This window comes from Glycomyces albidus, from assembly GCF_009451885.1.
Lineage (GTDB): Bacteria > Actinomycetota > Actinomycetes > Mycobacteriales > Micromonosporaceae > Glycomyces > Glycomyces albidus.
Genome location: NZ_WIAO01000016.1, coordinates 70,665 through 89,637 on the forward strand (window position 1 = coordinate 70,665; position 18,973 = coordinate 89,637).

At 69.5% G+C, this 18,973-nt stretch carries 18 protein-coding genes; 8 read left to right on the top strand and 10 right to left on the bottom strand.

All coding sequences use genetic code 11. The features are described 5' to 3' along the window. Positions 1–2: 2 nt before the first annotated feature. Together GFD30_RS14330 and GFD30_RS14335 are read right to left on the bottom strand one after the other, a co-directional pair. The gene (locus GFD30_RS14330) at positions 3–1,187 is read right to left on the bottom strand and encodes a serine hydrolase domain-containing protein (RefSeq protein WP_153025885.1); all 1,185 of its coding nucleotides are present in this window, start codon (positions 1,185–1,187) and stop codon (positions 3–5) included. Between the two features lie 94 nt (positions 1,188–1,281). Further along, positions 1,282–2,523 (bottom strand): hypothetical protein, encoded by a 1,242-nt coding sequence (locus GFD30_RS14335; RefSeq protein WP_153025886.1) that lies wholly within the window; start codon positions 2,521–2,523, stop codon positions 1,282–1,284. Between the two features lie 314 nt (positions 2,524–2,837). Here GFD30_RS14335 and GFD30_RS14340 point away from each other — a divergent pair, with 314 nt between their 5' ends. After that, entirely contained in the window at positions 2,838–3,269 is a 432-nt protein-coding gene (locus tag GFD30_RS14340; RefSeq protein ID WP_153025887.1) for a hypothetical protein, read from the top strand. A gap of 2,171 nt (positions 3,270–5,440) precedes the next feature. Here the strand turns inward: GFD30_RS14340 and GFD30_RS14345 are convergent. Continuing rightward, entirely contained in the window at positions 5,441–5,968 is a 528-nt protein-coding gene (locus tag GFD30_RS14345) for a hypothetical protein (protein WP_153025888.1), read from the bottom strand. Positions 5,969–6,296: 328 nt separating this feature from the next. Between GFD30_RS14345 and GFD30_RS14350 the strand changes: the two genes are divergently transcribed. From GFD30_RS14350 to GFD30_RS14360, 3 genes are read left to right on the top strand one after another with little or no spacing between them, the layout of a single operon-like run. Next, positions 6,297–6,551, top strand: a complete 255-nt coding sequence (locus tag GFD30_RS14350; protein ID WP_153025889.1) for a hypothetical protein — start codon at positions 6,297–6,299, stop codon at positions 6,549–6,551. Next, positions 6,548–6,832, top strand: coding sequence for a hypothetical protein (locus GFD30_RS14355; RefSeq protein WP_153025890.1), 285 nt, complete (start codon positions 6,548–6,550; stop codon positions 6,830–6,832). The genes GFD30_RS14350 and GFD30_RS14355 overlap by 4 nt, the downstream gene beginning before the upstream one ends. Next, a complete protein-coding gene (locus tag GFD30_RS14360; RefSeq protein WP_153025891.1) occupies positions 6,829–7,116 on the top strand; it encodes a hypothetical protein in 288 nt (95 codons plus the stop codon). Before GFD30_RS14355 ends, GFD30_RS14360 begins: the two co-directional genes overlap by 4 nt. Positions 7,117–7,250: 134 nt before the next feature. Here the strand turns inward: GFD30_RS14360 and GFD30_RS14365 are convergent, their stop codons facing one another. Genes GFD30_RS14365 through GFD30_RS14375 form a run of 3 tightly spaced genes read right to left on the bottom strand, consistent with a single transcriptional unit; the run spans position 7,251 to position 9,030 of the window. Beyond that, positions 7,251–7,901 carry a DUF3618 domain-containing protein gene (locus GFD30_RS14365; protein ID WP_153025892.1) on the bottom strand — a complete coding sequence of 217 codons (651 nt, stop codon included), beginning with the start codon at positions 7,899–7,901 and terminating at the stop codon, positions 7,251–7,253. After that, a complete protein-coding gene (locus GFD30_RS14370; RefSeq protein ID WP_153025893.1) occupies positions 7,811–8,335 on the bottom strand; it encodes a phage holin family protein in 525 nt (174 codons plus the stop codon). The genes GFD30_RS14365 and GFD30_RS14370 overlap by 91 nt, the downstream gene beginning before the upstream one ends. A gap of 14 nt (positions 8,336–8,349) precedes the next feature. Further along, complete coding sequence (locus GFD30_RS14375) at positions 8,350–9,030, bottom strand: hypothetical protein (protein WP_153025894.1); 681 nt, start codon at positions 9,028–9,030, stop codon at positions 8,350–8,352. Between the two features lie 295 nt (positions 9,031–9,325). Between GFD30_RS14375 and GFD30_RS14380 the strand changes: the two genes are divergently transcribed. Next, positions 9,326–9,850, top strand: coding sequence for a general stress protein (locus GFD30_RS14380; RefSeq protein WP_227996293.1), 525 nt, complete (start codon positions 9,326–9,328; stop codon positions 9,848–9,850). 205 nt (positions 9,851–10,055) lie between these two features. Further along, positions 10,056–10,589, top strand: a complete 534-nt coding sequence (locus GFD30_RS14385; RefSeq protein ID WP_153025895.1) for a hypothetical protein — start codon at positions 10,056–10,058, stop codon at positions 10,587–10,589. 153 nt (positions 10,590–10,742) lie between these two features. On the opposite strand, the gene GFD30_RS14390 is transcribed toward GFD30_RS14385, so the two are convergent. Next, positions 10,743–11,684, bottom strand: coding sequence for a phosphotransferase enzyme family protein (locus GFD30_RS14390; protein ID WP_153025896.1), 942 nt, complete (start codon positions 11,682–11,684; stop codon positions 10,743–10,745). 91 nt (positions 11,685–11,775) lie between these two features. Then, positions 11,776–13,281: a non-reducing end alpha-L-arabinofuranosidase family hydrolase gene (locus tag GFD30_RS14395; RefSeq protein ID WP_227996296.1), complete on the bottom strand. Its 1,506-nt coding sequence runs from the start codon at positions 13,279–13,281 to the stop codon at positions 11,776–11,778. 450 nt (positions 13,282–13,731) lie between these two features. Between GFD30_RS14395 and GFD30_RS14400 the strand changes: the two genes are divergently transcribed. Continuing rightward, positions 13,732–15,162: an endo-1,4-beta-xylanase gene (locus GFD30_RS14400; protein ID WP_153025897.1), complete on the top strand. Its 1,431-nt coding sequence runs from the start codon at positions 13,732–13,734 to the stop codon at positions 15,160–15,162. Between the two features lie 86 nt (positions 15,163–15,248). Here GFD30_RS14400 and GFD30_RS14405 read toward each other — a convergent pair whose 3' ends face one another. Then, positions 15,249–16,280, bottom strand: coding sequence for a LacI family DNA-binding transcriptional regulator (locus GFD30_RS14405; RefSeq protein WP_322633245.1), 1,032 nt, complete (start codon positions 16,278–16,280; stop codon positions 15,249–15,251). Positions 16,281–16,440: 160 nt separating this feature from the next. Between GFD30_RS14405 and GFD30_RS14410 the strand changes: the two genes are divergently transcribed. Then, on the top strand, positions 16,441–18,072 hold the full coding sequence (locus GFD30_RS14410; protein ID WP_153025899.1) for a GH39 family glycosyl hydrolase: 1,632 nt from the start codon (positions 16,441–16,443) through the stop codon (positions 18,070–18,072). A gap of 102 nt (positions 18,073–18,174) precedes the next feature. On the opposite strand, the gene GFD30_RS14415 is transcribed toward GFD30_RS14410, so the two are convergent. After that, on the bottom strand, positions 18,175–18,807 hold the full coding sequence (locus GFD30_RS14415) for a TetR/AcrR family transcriptional regulator (protein WP_153025900.1): 633 nt from the start codon (positions 18,805–18,807) through the stop codon (positions 18,175–18,177). Between the last annotated feature and the right edge of the window lie 166 nt (positions 18,808–18,973).

The window sequence follows — 18,973 nt, forward strand, 5'->3', positions numbered from 1 at the left end:
ACTCAGACGCCGCACAGCCCGGCGGTCAGCATCCCGAACAGCGCCTCCTCGAACGCCGCCGGATCGGTGTAGCCGTGCTTGTCGTCGACGCTCCACGACAGCGTGATCTGGCGTTCCCCGTCCGCTGAGTGGAACGACTGGGTCTGGTGGCCCGTCCCGTCGCCGACATGCCCGATGAACACCTCCTCGGGATCGTCCGGGCACCCGACCTGGACGCCGCCGAGGCCGAGCCCGTACTGGAAGCCCTGCCCGCCTTCGACGAACGCCGTCGCCTCCGCCAACTGGTCGGCGGTGAGCAGGGTCCCGTCGGTGAGGGCGTCGTAGAAGTCGTTCACATCGCCCACAGTGGAGACGATGCCGCCCGAGGCCCCGAGCTGCGAACTGCTGGCCCAGGTGGCGTCGAAGTACGGATCGTCGGGGTCGCCGGTCGTGATGTACGGCGTCGAGTGCTTCCCCTTGATACCCGACGACCCGTCGTGCGGAAAGTAGCTGCCGTCCATGCCGGCGGGCTCGAAGACGCGCTCGCGCAGCTCGTGGCGGAGGCCGTGACCGGTGCGCTCCTCGATGAGCAGGCCCAGGACCACATACCCGGTGTTCGAGTACGCCCAGTCCTCGCCCGGTTCGAACAGCAGCGGCCCCTGCGTGCCGATCGCGACCAGCTCCTCCGGCTCGTAGCGGTCCCGGTAGCCTTCGCGGACCTCGCTCAGGTCGCCTTCGCTCAGTCCCGGGTACACGACCTCGACCCAGTCGGGCAGCCCGGCCGTGTGCTGGAGGAGCTGCCGGATCGTCGGATCCGCTTCGTACGGGAGGAGACCCGGCAGGTACTCGCCGATCGGATCGTCCAGGTCCAGCGCGCCTTCGCCGTCGAGCTGCATCACGACCGCGGCCACCATCGACTTGGTGACGCTCCCGATCCGCACCCGGTCCCCGACCCGCGCGTCCCGCGCGTCCTCTTCGAGGCTCCGCGGCCCGGCAGCGTTTTTCCACGTGTCGTCCCCGCCGCGCACCTCGACGAGCACCGATCCCTCGGTGAGCCCGGCGAAGTCCTCGAGCCGCTGTTCGAGCAGCGCGGTGTCGAGTCCGCCGTCCGGCCGCGCCGGGTCGGCCGAAGCGAAGTGGGCGGCGGACAGCCCGCCGACCAGCCCGAGCGCCGCCGTGGCGGCGACTGCGATTCGTCTTCTTCTCATACTCGAACCGTATGGGCGCCAACGCCCTGACACGATCCTGGAAACCCCCGCACCCCGGGTACCGCCTGCCCTACCCGGGGCCCGTCCGGCCGGGTCAGACGATGCCGCGCACTAGGTCGGTCACGTCCTGCCAGATCGGGCTCTCCCCCAGGAAGTACCCGGCGAACGGCAGCAGCAGCACGAGGTTCCTGACCGTGAACCGCCGGCGGATCGACGGGTCGATGGGCCAGATCGGCGTCGCCTCGATCAACCGGAACCGCTCGACCAGCTCCTCGAGCCGCTGCTTCGCGGCCTCGGTCTCGCTGTCGCCGCGCCCGGCCCGCCGGTGTGCGTCCTCGATCCCGAAGGAGAGCCCGTCGGCCTCGGCCAGCAGCACTTCCTGCTTCTGCCGCCGCATGATCCGGTGGATCGAGAACAGCGGCAGGACGAACGCGAGCGCCCCCATGAGCACCGCCACCGCCAGCAGCGTCAGGTACTGGCCGAGGAACGGGCGGTACCGGTCGATCGCCGGAACTCCTTGCGCCAGCGAGAGAATGAGGATCCAGGTGCCGAGGAACGCGGCGGGCAGGTTCGCGAGCAGCGAGTGGTAGAAGTAGAAGTCGCCGATCGGCTTCAACCCGGCCGCCTGGTCGGGATGGACCGGGACCATGCGCAGGTGCACGCCGAGACGCCGCAAGGTCCTGCCCAGCAGCCCGAACCCGATCAGCCGCCCGAGCCAACTGCCGATGACCGCGCCGGTCACCGTCACCCAGACCTGGTCCGCTACAGCGGGACCGAAGCCCCAGTCGCGCCAGTTCGCCGCCAGCTCCCCGTATCGCGGCCAAGTGACCGTGAGCGTCACCGCGACAGTGAGGGCGCCGGCCATCGCGAGCCGCCTGCCCCAGCGTCCGAGCGCCTGCTCCAGCCGCTCCGCCGACTCCTCGCCGCCTTCCAGCAGACCGCGATACCGCAGCCTGAGCAGCGCGTAATGCAGCCGCGCGGCGGTGCCGTCGGCGAGTTCGAGGCCGACGAGCAGCACCAGCCACGCGACGACCACCAGCAGGTCACCTCGCTGGTGGTCGGCCATGTACGCGAGTTGCTGGGCGATCATGCCCGGGAGGGTCGACCACAGCAGCCACCGCCGCGTCCGGCGGGTGAGCCGCCGACCGGCGACGAGGACGGCCGCGAGCACGGCGATGCTCCAGGCCTGCGGCAGGATGAAGCCGAAGTACTTCCAGCTTCCCGCCGAGCCATGCACGATGACGGCGGCACCGAGCGCGGCGCAGGCGGCGAGCCGGACCACCGGCCGGCGCGGCCGCCGGTCGGATTGCGGCGCAGAGGGTTCGGGGTGGTCCATCCCGGTCCTTTTGAACTCGGTGGCACAGGGGCGTTCGGCGGGCTGAAGGAACCGCACCGGGCTCCATTCTCCCAGCCGGACCGGTGGAGCGAAGGACCCGTCCATAACCGACAACACCGCCGGAGAACGAAACGCCGGATGCGACCCCCGGGGGGCGGACAGCCTGTGCAGGCGTGGAACGCGGCTCGCCCTGGCCGCATTTGCGATGCCGTGAGCAGTCGCTGATGACGGCGACGTGACGGTGGCGAGCCAGCCGACGGCAACTTGGCAGAGGGCCGTATGTCGGAACCGATGCTCATACATAGGGTGTCTGCATGTCGCTGAGTCGCATAGCCCTCGCGTCCGGACGCTCGATCGAGCTCACCGACTTGCGAATGTCTTCAACCTACGGAGGAGTGCTGGAGGGCTACCCGTGCAAGTCCATCAACGACATGAAGGTCAGGGGCCTCCAGCGGCAGGCTGAACGTGCATTTCCCTCCACACCGGTCCATCTGGTTTCACCCGCCCGCAAGTACCCGGACCAGCCCGCCGGCGCCTTCGGCCCCGTCGAGGTGCTGCCATCCGTGGCCTGCATCGGCGCCTTCCGCTCGACCGCTGTCGCTCCTGAACTCGACCCGGTGCTGCACTGTTCCGCTCTCATCGTGGTCTGGTTCCAGACCGGCTTGGATTTCCCGCCGAGCGAGGACGCCGACCTTGGGCTGCACAACATTCGCTGGGAGCAGCTGGCCCAGGACCACGAGCTCTAGTGACGCGATCACAGCCACTCGTGATGGCTGCGACGAGGACGGTCGTCTCATACAGGTCGCCGGCTTGACACCCCTATGGATTGCCAAGCCCGGGGCCTCGGGTCGCGATCCGCGCCAGGTCCTCAAAGGCACCGACGGCGGGTTGGGCCGCGAGTGTGGGAGGCGTGTTGCCGTGGCCGGGTCCGCTTGGGCCGGCGTCCAACCGCTTCGACTGCGTGCGAACCGGTGCCTGGTCCCGCCCGGGTCTGGTCGTGGCCGGTGTTCGATCAGGCGGCGACGACCGGGTGCGTGCGCGGTTGCGGGCGCGATCCGGGTCTCGGGTCGCGATCCGCACCAGGTCTGGAAGGGCACCGATGGCGGGTTGAGCCGTACGCATCGGAGGCATGTCGCCGTGGCCGGGTCCGCTTCGGCCGGCGTCGAACCCCATCGCGTGCCCGCGAACCGGAGCCCGGTCAACTCCAGGTCTCATCGGGCCGGTGTTCGAACCGGCGCCGACGACCGGGTGCGTGCATGGCTGCGGTGCGCTCCGGGGCTCGGGTCGCGATCTGGTCTAGGTCCGGGCGGGCGCTGATGGCTCCCGCGTACCCGTGCGATTCGATCGGGTCCGGTATGGCCTGGAGTGATCGGGCTCGGCAATGCATGCTCGGCCTTGGCGGCCTTGGCGGCCTTGGCGGCCTTGGCGGCCTTGCGGCCCGGCACTGCTCTGCTCGGCACCGCTTCACCCCAGGCCGGAGGCGCGACCAGCACTCATGGGCAGGTTCGCGCACTCGCGCGACCACACCGGACTCCGCCCACTGCGCTCGCACCACCAGCCTCACCCGCTCGCGTGTAGCGATCAGCGCCTCGCGGCAGGCTCGCATACTCACCATCATCCCCACCACTCCGCCACTGTGCTCCCGCCGCCGGGTCTGTCCGCGTTCGTGCAGCCAATCCAGGCACCGAACCGGCCCAGGTCAACCACGCCCGCTCCGGCCCCGGTGCCCCCGGGAGGCGCGGGATCCGATCCTGCTCGGCCCCTGCGGCTCCGGCGGGCGCGGCGGCCCGGCCCCAGCGCTCCAGAGCACGCTCGCGCACCAGCTCCCGCACGGACCCCGGGGCCCACTTCGGCCCCGCACCGGATCCGCTCCCGTCCAGTCCAACTGCACACCGAGCCGACCCCGGCGGACGCCGATCCGCCAGCCGCAAACGCACGTTGGCACCATCGGCTCCGATCGCTTCAGCACCGGCGGCGGACCGGTGCGGCCTGAGCGCACACTCGCGCGTCGCTTCCTTGCCTCTCGCCAGATCGGTGCGCACTCTGTGGCGTTCCCGGCTGCGGCCTGAGCGCACACTCGCGCGACGCTCACCGCTTCCCATGGCCTCGTGCCAGGCCCGGCGCGGCCTGCTCGCCTCCATCCAGCGAGCATCCACCCTGCGCGCACCCTGCGGCGCCGCGTGTTGGTGCATCCCCTGTTGAGTTGTGAAGGGCAGCAGCGACATCGGTCGTTGACCGGCGATGCCCGTGGGGGCCGTGCGCGCGGGGCGCAGCGCCGGGTCATCCTTGTCGTGCTTGCAAGTGTGTTGTCGTCTCCCATGGCCTTGCCGGTCTTGTGCCTCGTTGGAGCACTGCCGCCGGCGGGGTGATCCCGACCGGTCGATCCCCCGCCCGATCACCTCCCCACCCCCTCCATGGGGTGGGGCCGGTTGACTGCTGCGGGTCCCGATCGCAGTGAGGGATGAGATCGACCCGGTTCCGACCGCTTGCGTCGGGGGCCCTGCCTCGAAGTCAGTGTGGTCTACCGGCCGGCCAGAGGCTTGTCTCAGTCTGCTTGCACCGCCCTGCACCTGCACCGAACTCCCTGTCCCTGTGCGTACCCCAATTCTCGCACCCCTGTGCGACACCGTCATCACCCACACGACTGGAGAACACTCACATATCCGCACCGGATCCCAAGCGCCCCAAGCAATCTCGTACGACCCCAACCCCGGGGCGAGCGCCACCCGCCCCCGCCGAGAGCTTCGAACACTCGCCCGGCCGACACTTTCTCGTCGCTGCCGCTCTGACCTCAACCCCGCGAACCAGCTGCACGCCACCGAGCCAACACCGGACCCCAGCAGCGGGCGTCCGTCTACCGCGCGAGCCTGGTAATCGCCGCGACCATGATCCGACTCAATGATTCACAGGACAGGCCCTAGCCGCCCGCGATGCCGGGGCCGGAGACCGTCCCCGGGGCGTGGAGCAGGGCCAGCGCGTCGGGTTCCTTGAGGACCTCAAGGGTCGAGACGTCCAGGCCCGCTTCGGCCCGGAGACCATCGATGCTGCGGGCCGTCAAGCCGGGCGTGAACATCACGCCCGCGATCCCGACCACCAGGACCGGGATCGCGGCGATGCGGAGGATCTGCGTCCAGCCGCCGTCGACGCCGATCGCGGGGAGGACGATCCAGCACACGATCATCGCGGCCAGCCCGATCACACCCGTGAGGGCCGCCGCCGAGGACATGCGGCTGTCGCGCGCCACGGTCTTGTCGACGGCCTCTTCGAAGGCGTACAGGTCCGCCAGCGCCAGGCGCCGCGTGGTCGCGTAGCGGATGTACTTCAGCCCCTTCGGCGCCTCCTGCTTCGGATCAACGTGGTCGAGGGCTTTCGGGTACGCCTGGACCGCCGAACCGTCTGCGGTGAGGTGCCACTGGACCGCCCGGGACCGCTGCGGCTGCTTCATACTTCCTGCCTCCCTGCCGGAGGCTTGGCCTCCGCGCGTGCGTCGGCACCGAGTATGACCGCCCGCCGCCAGCGCCTGAACGCTGCCGGGGACGCGCGGAGCGGGATCCGACCAGTCGTGCTCCGGGCCGGCTTGATTCACGGGACATCCCCTAGACGCTTGCGGCGCAGTTGCGTGTCGCTGCTTGCCGTTCGCGAATGGTCATGCAATGGTTTCAGCACGCGTGTATCACGCGTCCCAGAAAACCAACTGAATAGAAACGCGGCGGGCCGCCCATCCTGATTGGCGTCCGGAGGCGGCCCGCCCCTTACCAGAGAGGAAACCTCCCGTGGTCTCGTTCAGCGTACGCCATGACCCGGTCCCCGCCTCGGTCAAAATCGACCTCGAACTCCACAAGCCCTACCGCACCTGGTTCGGCCTCGGCCGCCTGCGCTGCGAATGGTGCCACCACACCTGGGGCGCCCACGGCTGCCCCCAACGCCGCTCCGCCGTCAAACTCCTCGCCTCCTGCATCGGCTCGGACTCCCTCCGCGACGTCCTCACCACCCTGATCGGCTTCTCCTGGGACGGCGGTGCCGCATGAACCCAAACCCCGAGCGCATCGTCCTGGGCCGCTTCACCCTCGAACACCGCCGCATCGAGGTCTACCAACTCGCCGGCGGCTCCACCACCTCGGTGCGCCTGCGCCGCATCGCACCCGAACCCGCCGTCGACCTCGGCTACATCAACCGCATCGGCTCACCCTTCGCCCGCCTCCATCTCTACCGCGCCGAATGGACCTCGCCGCTGCGCCGCACCGCCAGGGAACGGGCCACCGCGATCTGGCACCACGCCGCCCGCCACGAAGCGGAGGTCGACGGATGACCCTGCGCTTCGCCGACGGCCTGCCCGTCCTCGGCTACCGCGAGGTCGCCGACCGCACCCTCGCCTTCGCCTGGCACTGGCACGAGCCGACCTTCCGCCTCACCTTCACCGAACACACACCGGCGCTGCTCGGCCACGTCACCCACCTCGACTGCCTCCCACGCCTGGCCCCCGCCCCCGACAACCTTGACTGGCTCGACGACGAACGCATCCGCGCCGTCCTCGACCACGCCATCGGCCTCTGGACCCGTAAGGGCGAGATCTTCCGCGAATGCACCGGTTGACCGCAGGCGAACGCGGCGGCCCCGGACCTGGTGGTCACCACTCTGGGCACGGACATGCCCCGGCTTCCGGCATTGCGCCGGAAGCCGGGGCATTGACACCGGTTCGGTGAACCGGGCGCGGCCCGAGCCGCCCGCTACCAGCCGCGTTCGCCGGGCTGTTCGCGCCGGATCTCGCCTGCGGTGGGGTACGGATCGGAACCGGTCTCGCGCGAGGTGCCGTACGGGTCGGTTCCGGTCCGCCCCGGCGTGCGGTACGGGTCCGATCCGGTCTGCCCCGAGGAGCGGCCGGTCTCCTCCTTCACCTGCTCGGCGGACGAGCGCGCGTCCTCCTTCACATGCTGGGCGGACGTCTTCGCCTCCTCCTGCAAGCGGTGCGCGGACTCCTTGGCGCTCTCGCCCGCGCTCCTGCCGATGTCGCTCCCGACCTCCTTGAGCTCGGCCTTGGCGTCCTCAACCATCGGCTCGGCCTTCTCGGCCAGCGCCTGCGCCGCCTCCTTGGAGCTCCGGTCGGCCGGCAGCAGCGAGGCCACCAGGGCGCCCGCGCCGAAGGCGATCATGCCCGCGGCGAGCGGATTGCCCTTGATCTGGTCCTCCACCTGCTGCGAGTCGACGTCGACGCCCATCACCTTCTCCCTGGCGTTGTGCAGCTTCCGGCGGACCCGCTCCTTGCCGCGCGCGGCCATCCGCCGCGGACTCACGCGGTCCTCGACCGCGTCGATCGTCTCGCCGAGGTTCTCCCTCGTGCGGGCGATGTCCTCCCTAATCTCACTTGCTCGCGTGCCCATGAGGCATCCTCCTTCAACGTCTCGACCGTCTGGCGGGGCACGGCCGACATTTCACGGAACTGCTTGCGGCCCATGGCGAAGAGCACCGCAGCGACGATGCCGTACACCACCGCGACGATGAGGAACGCCCACGCCCGGTGGACGACCTCGGCCAGCCCCCAGGCCGCGGCGAACGAGGCCAGCAGCAGGGCGAGGTGGCCGATCACGGCCCCCGCGCCGATCTTCGCGCCCGCCTTGGACGCCTTCCCCGCCTCCTCGCGGAGCTCGACCTTGGCGAGCTCCACCTCCTGGCGCACGAGTCGTCCGATGTCGTGCGCCGCCGAGTTCAGCAGTTCGCCGAGCGAGCGCTCGTCTTGCAGGCGCTCGCCTTGAGGGCGCACCTGCCCGGCGCGCGCCTCCTTCTGATCGGCGCGCTGCCACGTGTCCTGTGACATGTCGACGTGACCTCCTAATCCCTCGGGTATTCGGACGGCCGGAAGCGCTGGCCTGCGGCGTCCTCCATCGGGTACGGGCCGGTTTCGCGGACGTAGGGCTCCTGCATGTCGTTCTCGACCGGGTACGGCCGCGGTTCGCGCGTGTACGTCTGCGGCGCGGTGCTCTGGTCGCGCTGCGTCCAGTCCTCGCGCCGCGGCTCTCGGTCCGCCTGCTCCTTGCGCGAGGCGACGCCGCCGCGCATCAGGCGGCCGGCCGCGAAGCCCGCCACTGCGGCAAGGCCCAGGAACAGTGCGGGCCGTTCGCGGGCGAAGCGCTTGGTGTCGTCGATGAGCCCCTCGAAGCCGCGCTCCTCGGTGCGTTCGGCGACGTGCCGGAGGCGCTCGGCCGCCGTGTTCATGTAGTCGGCCAGCGGCCCCGCGTCCTCGGGGCGGCCCTCGGCCAGCGCGCCGGCCTGGTCGCCGAGGCGCCGCAGCGAGCCGGAGACCTTGTCGGCCTGCTCGGACGCGTGCTGGCGGAGCTGCTCGCGGGTGTCCTCGGTGATGCTCTGGACTTCGGACTTGACCTGGTCTCCCAGGTGCCGGGCCTCTTCCTTGGCGGTGCCGGCGACCTCCTTGGCCGCGTCCTTGGTCTTGTGGGCCGTCTCCGCGGGCTTGCCGCCCGTGCCGGAGCCGTCGTGCCCGTAGGTGGACTGCATGTCCTCCTCCTCTCGCCCGTCGGGAGACGGGGTCGCGATGAGTGATTGCTCGGGCCAGGAGGAGGCCATACCCCAGAATCCAAGGAGGATTCATCTTATCTGTGCGAATTGGATTAATTCGGGCATAGTGGCAGGTCAAGCCGGTTGGTGGTTCACGGCACGGTGCCGGAGGGGCGCCCGATCCCGAGGAGATGCGGCCGGGATGCGACCGCGAGCGCGCTGCGCGCGGGTTTCCATATTGGAGAAGTGGGAAGTCCTGGGCGTACGACCATGTCGAACCTAAGGAGGGTGTGAGATGGATCGACCGGAATACGAGGAACCGACCGAATCGGGTGCGGCGGACGCCGGCCAGCTGGCGGTCGGCTCGTATGCGAGCTACGCCGACGCCGAGCGAGTGGTGGACTACCTCTCCGACCAGGGCTTCCCCGTCGAGCACACCGTGATCGTGGGCCGCGGCCTGCGGAGCGTCGAGCGCGTCACGGGCCGGCTGACCATGTGGCGGGCCGCGGGCTCGTCGGCGATCTCCGGTGCCGTCCTCGGTGCGCTCTTCGGCTGGATCTTCGGCCTCCTCGACTGGGTCAACCCGCTGATCGCGGGCCTCCTGCTGATGCTGTACGGCGCGGTCTTCGGCGCCGTCGTCGGCGGCCTCCTGGGCCTGATCTCGCACGCCCTGACCGGCGGCCGGCGCGACTTCTCGTCGGTCTCCGGCATCGAGGCCGACCGCTACGACCTCTTCGTCGACGCCGAGTACGCGGCCCAGGCCGGCGACCTCCTCGACACCGAAGGCGCCCCCGGTCGGGGCCTGGAGACCGGCTTCTGATCTGAATCACGCGAACCGAGCCGTGGACGAACCAGCCGCACGCGGTGGGGTCGGCACTGATCGATCCCCGTCCCCTCAGGAGTGAGATCCCGTCTTCACCGCGTCGGCGGCACCGCTGTCGGATGCCCGACAACGGGACTCGCGTGTCGCATGTGACTTCCATTGCCGAGTCGAACTTACAGTCGCCGCATGGCGAAAATTCCCCATGAAGCGCTCCATCACCTCTTCCGCGACGACCCAGGACTGTTCACCCGCTCGGTTCGCAGGCTCTTCCACGTCGTTCCCCGACATCAAGCCGCTGATCACCGACCCGGCCGAAGCGGCCGAAGACGTGGTCTTCTCGGTGTTCGCCCTGCTGACACAGCGCCTTCGCCCTGAGATCGAGCGTGCCATGCCCCCGTTGATGAGCGCCCTCGAGACGCTCGACACCGACACCGCCCGTTACTACGCCGAGTTCGTCGAGGGCGGCCTCGGCGAAGGTTGCCAACGAGAGATCTGGAAGAAGATAATGAAGACCATGACCTACGGATACGTATCCGAGCTCAAGCAGGAGTTCCGCGACGAAGGGCGTGTGGAGGGCGAGGCCAGAGCACTCCTTGCAGTGCTCGCCGCGCGCGGCCTCGAGCCGACCGAAGCCGAGCGTGAACGCATCCAGACCTGCACCGACCCCGAGGAACTGCTCACCTGGACGACGCGAGCCGTCACCGCAAGCCGCACGGCCGACGTCTTCGAGGTTTGATCGACCGGCGAGCCGTCAACGACGCCGAGTACGCGGCCCAGGCCGGCGACCTCCTCGACACCGAAGGCGCCCCCGGCCGCGGCCTGGAGACCGGCTGCTGATCCGAATCACGCGAACCGAGCCGGCCTGAGCCGGAAGCGGTTCGCCCGCGTCTCAGCCGGCGCGGTTCGCGAGATACGACTTCCAACTGAGGCACTCGCCGATCGACTCGAGGCCCAGGTACGGTGCGGCCCACATGATGAAGGCCGCCGCGTCGACGATGCCGGCCAGGTCGAACGCCAGGGGGAGGAGCCGCAGTTCGGCGTCGGTGAGGGGCCTGATGCTCTGGTATCCGGACGTCGCGGCTTCGGCGAGGCCGGCGGGGAGGCGCATGTCGTCCTGTTCTAGCGCCGTGTAGTGGAACCAACGGGCGAGATCGAGGATCAGCGGCCCCCGGTTGAGTTCGTCGAAGTCGAGGACCGCAATGATCTCCTCGCCGTCGACGAGGAGGTTGCGGCGGTGCAGGTCGTGGTGGAGGGGGCCTGACGGCAACCGGTCGAGCAGGTCCAGGTCCTCGGCGTTCCGCTCCAGGAAACCGCGGGTCTCGGAGCGCCAGAACCGGGCCCCGGCGAGCTTGACGTCGCTCGCAGTGGCCTGTCGGAGGATGTCGCGGCGGTCGATGACCGGGATCCGCTCGTCGGTCCAGTCCCGGGTGCTGACGTGCATCCGGGCCAGCAGGGCCCCGCATTGCGCGGCCAGCGGCGCCGTCATCGCCGCGGGGACGCTGCCGGAGACGAACGGGAATACCACGATCGGGTTCCCGCCGACGAGCGCCACCCGTTCGCCCGACTCCGGGAAGATCGGCATCGGAGTGGGGAACCCGTCCGCCGCGAGGTGCTCCAGCAGTGCGACTTCGGCGCTGACCTCGGCATGGCCCGATCGCGCGTACTCGCGGACGACGACATCGCCCTTGTCGGTGGCGATCCGGGCGAGCCGGTTGTCCTCGCCTCCGGTCAACGGCGTCGGCTCGCCCCGGACCTCGAGTCCGTACCAGCGCAGGAACTTCGGGAAGTCGATGCCGAGCCGGCCCTGGGGCCAGTGCCGCGCGCTTGTCATCCCAGCAGTATCGCGGCGGCATCCTCACCGCGCCAACCGGTTAACCGGGCGGCCCGTTCGGGCCGCCCGGCCTCTTCACTCGGAGTGCTGACTATGTGATGGTCCAGCGTTGGTTGGTGCCGCCGTGGCAGGTCCACAGCTGGACCAGGGCGGCGTTGGCCGTGGAGGCCCCCGACACGTCCAGGCACAACCCCGACGCGGCGTTCGTGATCGAACCGTTCGAGTTCACGTTCCACCGCTGGTTCGCCCCGCCATGACAGGTCCAGATGATCGCCGCCGTCCCGTTCGCGGTACCGCCACCCGAGGCGTCCAGGCACTTGCGCGACCCGCCCGAGTACACCGACAACTCGCCGTTGGCATACGTCCACTGCTGGTTCGCACCCGACCAGCAGTCATAGATCTGCACCTGCGTCCCGTTCGTCGTCGACTGGTTCGGCACATCCAGACAACGACCCGAACCCACACCACGCACCTGACCCGAATCACCACCGGGGTTGCCCGGATCGCCGCAGTCGGGCGTCGGGTTGGTGTGCGTCAGGAGCCCGAGCCGGTAGGGGAGCTGCGAGTAGTCGCCCCCGGAGTTGGGGTTCCTTCCCTGGTAGAGGTACCGCATGTTGCACGGGTCGATCTCCATGGTCTGGTTGCCGTCCGTGCGGATCATCTCGCCGTGGCTGATGTCGGCCGTCCAGGTCCCTCCTGGGAACGTGACGTTCGCGGCGCCCGCGAAGGGGTTGGACTGGGTGTCGGCCAGCGGCCTCCACTCGCTGAAGTTGGCGTCGAGCCGGTTCGAGGTCCAGGACCGGAAGTAGCGGACGCCGTTCGAGCCGATGCCCTCGACGATCAGCAGGTACTGATCGGTGTCGCCGACCTTGTAGACGTTGGTGGCCTCGAAGAGGCTCTGGTTGGGGGCCTCCATGAACAGCTCGACGTCGCCGAAGCCGTTCGGGAACTCCGCCACCGTGGTCTGCGCGCGGTAGAACTTCTGCTTGTCGTTGTTGAAGTACAGGTAGCAGTTGACGTCGTCGCAGGCGATCCAGTAGTCGAGGATGTACGACGAGCCGGCGTCGGCGATGCCGTGGTTGTTCATGAAGTTCCGCGGCGCCGAGGCGCTCTGCGGCTGCGACGGGTGGGTGAGGGTGGAGAACGAGGGCAGGCCGGTCTGGTAGATCAGGTACCACTGGTTGTCGGGTTCGAAGTAGAACACCTGCGGGGCGGCGCGGTAGCCGCCGCCGATCGGGGTCCGGCTCAGGTGGTACTGCGTGGCCTGCCCGGCCTGGGACCAGTCGGTGAACCCGCCGAAGGAGGTCAGGGACCAGCCGCCGTTGGTGTCGGCGGTGGTGGCGTACACGTAGTACTTGCCGTCGACCTGGACCACGGACGGGTCCTTGATGGACACCAGGGTCCGGCCGGGGGCGGTCTGCTGGGGAGCGACGAGTGCGCCCGACGAGCTCCAGCGGAAGGTCGTGGGCAGCGGGTCGGCCTGTGCCGGGGAGGGCGACGGGTCTGCGGCGGCGCTCAACAGGGCCGCGGCCAGGGCCGCGACCATCGTCGCCGCCAGCATCGCGATCCGCGATCGCAATCGGGTCGGTTGCCTCATGGGTTGCCTCTCTGAGATCTGTGGGGCCCGGGTGGTTATCGCTAACAACCTCGGAGTCACCGTAAGTTTCGGCCCTTCTGCCGAATGTTAGGGATGCACACAGGATAGCCAGAGGGTTCGTCACATGTAAATAGGTCGATGTCATTCGCGATGGGCGGACCGCCGGATCGTCGAGGGGCGGAGCGGAGGACCAGTGCGGCCGTGGGCGATCGGCTCGGTTGCGATGCCGGTGCGGCGGAAGCGATCCGGTGAAGACGAGGCGGGCACCGGACCGCCGGCGGGCGGCCCGGCGCGCGTTCGGCTTGACGAGGTATCGAAACATATCTATAGTCTGATCGTAAGTTTCGGGATATACCACGAAATTTTCGAAAGGCTCTGGAGTCGCGCACCGCTGTCCCGGTATCGCCGGCCGCGCCGCCTCCCGGGCACCCTCACCGCACAGGGAGCACCATGACCATCAGTTCACCGAGGCGACGGCATCGCGTCTGGTCGGCGATAGCCGCAGTCGCGACCGCGAGCGTCGCCGCCACGACCGCGATCGTGATGTCCTCCGGCACCGCGCAGGCCGCCACCACGCTCGGCGCCTCGGCCGCCGAGAGCGGCCGGTACTTCGGCGCCGCCGTCTCCAACCAGTACCTGAGCGAAGCCGCGTACGCCAACACGCTCGCCGCCGAGTTCAACTCGGTCGTCGCCGAGAACTCCATGAAGTGGGACGCCACCGAGCCCAACCCGGGCCAGTTCAACTTCTCCGGCGGCGACCAGCTCGTCAACTGGGCGCAGGCCCGCGGCATGAAGGTCCGCGGCCACACCCTCGTCTGGCACGCCCAGCAACCCGGCTGGGTCCAGAACCTGACCGGCCAGAACCTCCGCAACGCCATGCTCAACCACATCGCCGGCGTCGCCAACCACTACGAGGGCGACGTCTTCGCCTGGGACGTGGTGAACGAGGCCTTCGAGTGGGACGGCTCGCGCCGCCAGTCGAACCTCCAGCAGCAGCTCGGCAACGGCTGGATCGAGGAGGCGTTCCGCGCCGCCGACGCCGCCGACCCCACCGCCAGGCTCTGCTACAACGACTACGGCACCGACGCGATCAACGCCAAGAGCACCGCGATCTACAACATGGTCCGCGACTTCAAGTCCCGCGGCGTCCCGATCGACTGCGTCGGCTTCCAGACCCACATCGCCGCCAACGAGAACCTGTCGAGCTACCAGGCCAACCTCCAGCGCTTCGCCGACCTCGGCGTCGACGTCGAGATCACCGAGCTCGACGTCGGCCAGGGCTCCGGCCAGGCCGCCACCTACGAGACCGTCACGCGCGCCTGCATGGCCGTCGCCCGCTGCACCGGCATCACCGTCTGGGGCGTCACCGACAAGTACTCGTGGCGCGACGACAACCCGCTGCTCTTCGACGGCAACTACCAGAAGAAGGCCGCCTACCACACCGTGCTCGCCGCCCTGAACAACGGCGATCCGGGCAACCCCGGTGGTGATTCGGGTCAGGTGCGTGGTGTGGGTTCGGGTCGTTGTCTGGATGTGCCGAACCAGTCGACGACGAACGGGACGCAGGTGCAGATCTATGACTGCTGGTCGGGTGCGAACCAGCAGTGGACGTACGCCAACGGCGAGTTGTCGGTGTACTCGGGCGGGTCGCGCAAGTGCCTGGACGCGTCCGGTGGCGGTACCGCGAACGGGACGGCGGCGATCATCTGGACCTGTCATGGCGGGGCGAACCAGCGGTGGAACGTGAATTCGAACGGTTCGATCACGAATGCGGCGTCGGGGTTGTGCCTGGACGTGTCGGGGGCCTCCACGGCCAACGCCGCCCTGGTCCAGCTGTGGACCTGCCACGGCGGCACCAACCAACGCTGGACCCTGTCCTAAGCCATCTCCACACGGATCGCCGCCCGGGACACGACAGAGCCGGTCGGGCGGCGATCCGCTCTCCATCAGCCCCTTGGGAAGCCGGCTCACGCCGCCGGCACGGGCCCCGTCGAGTCGCGGACGGTGAGCGCCGTCGCCAACTGCAGGTGCCTGGACGCGGGCCGGGCGCCTTTCGCCATGCTGAGGACCGTCTCGACCGCCATGCGGCCCATACCCGCGAGCGGCTGCCGCACCGACGTGAGACCCGGCGAGATCCATTCGGTCTGCGACGTGTCGTCGAAACCGGTGACGGACAGCCGGCCCGGCACGTCCAGGCCGAGCTCCTTCGCCGCGGCGAGGACGCCGATCGCGATCTCGTCGTTCCCGGCGACGACGGCCGTTGGCGCCGCTGCGAGCGTGAGCAGTTCGCGGCCGTGCCTGAACCCCGCCTCCACAGTGAACGCGTCGTGGCGGACCAGCGCCGGATCCGCCGCGAGCCCCGCCTCGTCGAGCGCCGCCCGGTACCCCTGGAACCGCTCGGCCGAAGGAGCCGAGTCGGGCGGCCCGCCGATCCAGGCGATCCTGCGGTGCCCGAGCCGGATGACGTGCTCGGTCGCGGACCGCGCCCCGGCCCAGTTGGTGGCGCCGATGTTGACGGCGCGCGCATCCGCCGTCCCGATCGGATCGATGGTCACGACGGGCAGCTCGCGGTCGCCCGCGGCGGTCAGCACCGCATCGGGAACGGCCACGGCGAGTTCGATGACGCCGACCGCGCCCGCCGCCAGCAGTCCGTCGACCCACGCGCGGGCGGCCCCGGCGCCGATCGACGGCTCCGGCGGCAGCCGGACCACCAGCTCGGTCGCCGCTTCCGTTGCCGCGGCAAGGATCTCCTGGAGCACCGTCCCCGCGTACGGGGAGGCCACGAAGTCGAGCACCGTCACGAGCGAACGCGTCCGCGGCCGGTCGTGCCGCGGCGTCGTGGGCCGGTACCCGGTCGCGGCGACGACCTCGAGCACATGCTCGCGCGTGCCCGCCGACACGTCACTGCGTCCATTGAGGACTTTTGAGACGGTCGCCTGCGAGACGCCGGCCGCGAGCGCCACGTCCGCCAGGGTCACTCGTTCGCTTCGGCGATTCACCGGGGTTCCTTTCGCCATTTCGAAAACCTTTCGACCCTACCACGTGCGCATGCCTCCGCACCGGCCTGCATATTGACGGACCTTCGCAGGCTGGGTAGCGTATAGCCCGATCGAATAGTTTTCGAAAATATTTCGATGGTCTTGAAGGAAGAGTGACGCCATGACCAGCGAGCCCGCGACCCGGCTCCGCATCGACGGCCGGCAGTGCGAGGAGACCGCCCTGCACCACGTCTGGAGCGAATGCGTCGGCGCCGGAAGGGCGAACGAGGCGCTCCGGGCCGACTGGCAGCGGCAGTTCACCGAGGCCGTCGACACCCTCGGATTCAAGTACATCCGCTTCCACGGCCTCTTTCACGACGACATGTTCGTCTACCGGGAGAGCGACGGCGGCGGCTTCGGCCCGAACACGCCCCTCGCATCGCCCGTCCACACGTTCAGCTACGTGGACAAGGTCTTCGACTTCATCCTCGACAGCGGCGCCCGCCCGTTCGTCGAGCTCGGGTTCATGCCCCGCGAGCTCGCGACGCAGACCGAGACGCTGTTCTGGTGGCACGCGCACTGCAGCCCGCCCAAGGACATGTCCCGCTGGGTCGAACTCGTCACCAGGACGGTGGAGCACTGGATCGACCGGTACGGGCTCGCCGAGGTCCGGCAGTGGCGGTTCGAGGTGTGGAACGAGCCGAACCTGGTGCCCCACTTCTGGACCGGGACCAGGACGCAGTACTTCGAGCTGTACGAGGCGACCGCGAACGCGATCAAGGAGATCGACCTCGAACTGCGCGTCGGCGGCCCGTCCACGAGCGTCTTCGTCCCCGACGACCGCTACAAGGGCGAGGTCCAGGACCGCTCCAAGGAGCACGCGACCGCCGTCGCCGAGGACATCGACGCACTCGACTGGCGTCCGGTGTGGATCGAGGAGTTCCTGGACTGGTGCCGCGAGCGACAGGTCCCGGTCGACTTCGTCTCCACCCACACGTACCCGACCGACTACGCGTTCGGCGCCGACGGCGTCGGCGTGCCGCTCTCCCGGTACGCCGACGCCACCCGCGACGACCTCACCCTCCTGCGCAAGCTCATCGCCGACAGCGCCTACCCGGACGCGGAGATCCACATCACGGAGTGGTCGACCTCGCCGTCCTCGCGGGACCGCATGCACGACACCGTGTTCGCGGCCGCCTCGATCACCCGCTCGTTCCTCCAATGCGCCGCACTCGCCGACTCGATCTCGTACTGGGCCTTCACCGACGTGTTCGAAGAGGGCGGCGCGGGCATCGGCCCGTTCCACGGCGGATTCGGCCTGGTGAACGAGAACGGCATCCACAAGCCCACGTTCCACGCGCTCGACATGCTCGGCCGGCTCGGCGACCGCCTCCTGCTCTCGGCTCCGCACGGCGCCGTGACCCGCGACAGCCGCACCTCGGCCGTGTCGGCAGTGTTCTTCAACTACCCGGAGGACATGGGCGTCAAGTCGATCGGGTCGGCGAACTCGTACGAGGCGACCAGGGCCCTGGCCTCCATCGGTCCGAACAGGAGGGTCAAGCACTCGATCGGCGGCCTCGAACCGGGCACGGCGTTCCTGGTCGAGATCCTCGACTGGGACCACGGGAACGTCGCCGAGGCCTGGTACCGGATGGGGAGCCCGGTCAACCCGACGCGAGAGCAGCACCGCCACCTCGGCGCCGTCGCGGACGCACTGCTGCGGTACACGCTCACCGTCCCCGACTCCGGCGTCCTCGAACTCGACGTCGACCTCGCGCCCTGGGCGGTGATGTCCCTGCGGCAGACGGCCTGACGGCCGCACCGCCACCCACCCCGTGCGACACCCGACGGGCCCGGACCATCGGTCCGGGCCCGACTCGATCTCGGCCGCATTCAGGCGGTCGGCGAGCGCTGCTCAGCTTCGCCGGTACGCCCGCAGGAACGCCCGCACGCCTTCGACGATGAGCGGCCGCACGTGGGCGTCCTTGGCGGCGTTCACGGAACCGAACCTGCTGAGCGCGACCCCGAAGGTCAGCGCGATGAAGTGGTCGGCCGCGAGCCGCCGGTCCGGGACGTCGAGCAGACCGGCCGCGGCGAGCGCGGCGAACCGGTCGCCGAGGGCCTCTTCGGGCGCGTCGGTCAGCGCGCGGTCCTCCGGCTCGGGCAGATGCCCGGATGCGGTGCGGACGAACCGCTGGAGCGTCGTGTACTCGGCCGAGTCGAGCATGTCGGTCACGATCCGCATCGAGAACTCGACCAGTGCGGGCTCGAGTTCGGCGGCGGCGGTGACGCCGGAGAGCGTGGCGTCGACGGTCCGCCGGACCGTGGCCAGCAGCGACTGGCCGACCGCGTCGAAGACGGCGTGCAGCAGGGTCTGCTTGTCGCCGAAGTAGTCGTAGACCGTCCGCTTGGAGACGCCGGCCCGCGCCGCGACCGCATCGACGCTCGACCGGTCGAAGCCCTCTGTGAGGAACAACTCGCGGGCCGCCGAGAGGATGGCGGCCCGCTTCTCTGCGGACCCCTCACGCAGCGTCTTCCCCGTCGGCATAGGCAGATCCTAACGGACAGTCCGCGTCCGCCCGGCCATCGCCGCCCCCGGAATGCACTACACCGTGTAGTGTAGTTTCGGATTGAGCCGATCCGTCCGGTATCGAAAGCCGGAGGCGCCCCGCCCCGAGAAGGCGCGGCGGGAACGAGCTCGTCGCGGAGACGAA

Excerpts from the sequence above, each read along its gene's own strand:
- GFD30_RS14330 (WP_153025885.1), bottom strand. The coding sequence starts at position 1,187 with ATGAGAAGAAGACGAATCGCAGTCGCCGCCACGGCGGCGCTCGGGCTG.
- GFD30_RS14335 (WP_153025886.1), bottom strand. The coding sequence starts at position 2,523 with ATGGACCACCCCGAACCCTCTGCGCCGCAATCCGACCGGCGGCCGCGC.
- GFD30_RS14340 (WP_153025887.1), top strand. The coding sequence starts at position 2,838 with ATGTCGCTGAGTCGCATAGCCCTCGCGTCCGGACGCTCGATCGAGCTC.
- GFD30_RS14345 (WP_153025888.1), bottom strand. The coding sequence starts at position 5,968 with ATGAAGCAGCCGCAGCGGTCCCGGGCGGTCCAGTGGCACCTCACCGCA.
- GFD30_RS14355 (WP_153025890.1), top strand. The coding sequence starts at position 6,548 with ATGAACCCAAACCCCGAGCGCATCGTCCTGGGCCGCTTCACCCTCGAA.
- GFD30_RS14360 (WP_153025891.1), top strand. The coding sequence starts at position 6,829 with ATGACCCTGCGCTTCGCCGACGGCCTGCCCGTCCTCGGCTACCGCGAG.
- GFD30_RS14365 (WP_153025892.1), bottom strand. The coding sequence starts at position 7,901 with ATGGGCACGCGAGCAAGTGAGATTAGGGAGGACATCGCCCGCACGAGG.
- GFD30_RS14370 (WP_153025893.1), bottom strand. The coding sequence starts at position 8,335 with ATGTCACAGGACACGTGGCAGCGCGCCGATCAGAAGGAGGCGCGCGCC.
- GFD30_RS14375 (WP_153025894.1), bottom strand. The coding sequence starts at position 9,030 with ATGCAGTCCACCTACGGGCACGACGGCTCCGGCACGGGCGGCAAGCCC.
- GFD30_RS14380 (WP_227996293.1), top strand. The coding sequence starts at position 9,326 with ATGGATCGACCGGAATACGAGGAACCGACCGAATCGGGTGCGGCGGAC.
- GFD30_RS14385 (WP_153025895.1), top strand. The coding sequence starts at position 10,056 with ATGAAGCGCTCCATCACCTCTTCCGCGACGACCCAGGACTGTTCACCC.
- GFD30_RS14390 (WP_153025896.1), bottom strand. The coding sequence starts at position 11,684 with ATGACAAGCGCGCGGCACTGGCCCCAGGGCCGGCTCGGCATCGACTTC.
- GFD30_RS14395 (WP_227996296.1), bottom strand. The coding sequence starts at position 13,281 with ATGAGGCAACCGACCCGATTGCGATCGCGGATCGCGATGCTGGCGGCG.
- GFD30_RS14400 (WP_153025897.1), top strand. The coding sequence starts at position 13,732 with ATGACCATCAGTTCACCGAGGCGACGGCATCGCGTCTGGTCGGCGATA.
- GFD30_RS14410 (WP_153025899.1), top strand. The coding sequence starts at position 16,441 with ATGACCAGCGAGCCCGCGACCCGGCTCCGCATCGACGGCCGGCAGTGC.
- GFD30_RS14415 (WP_153025900.1), bottom strand. The coding sequence starts at position 18,807 with ATGCCGACGGGGAAGACGCTGCGTGAGGGGTCCGCAGAGAAGCGGGCC.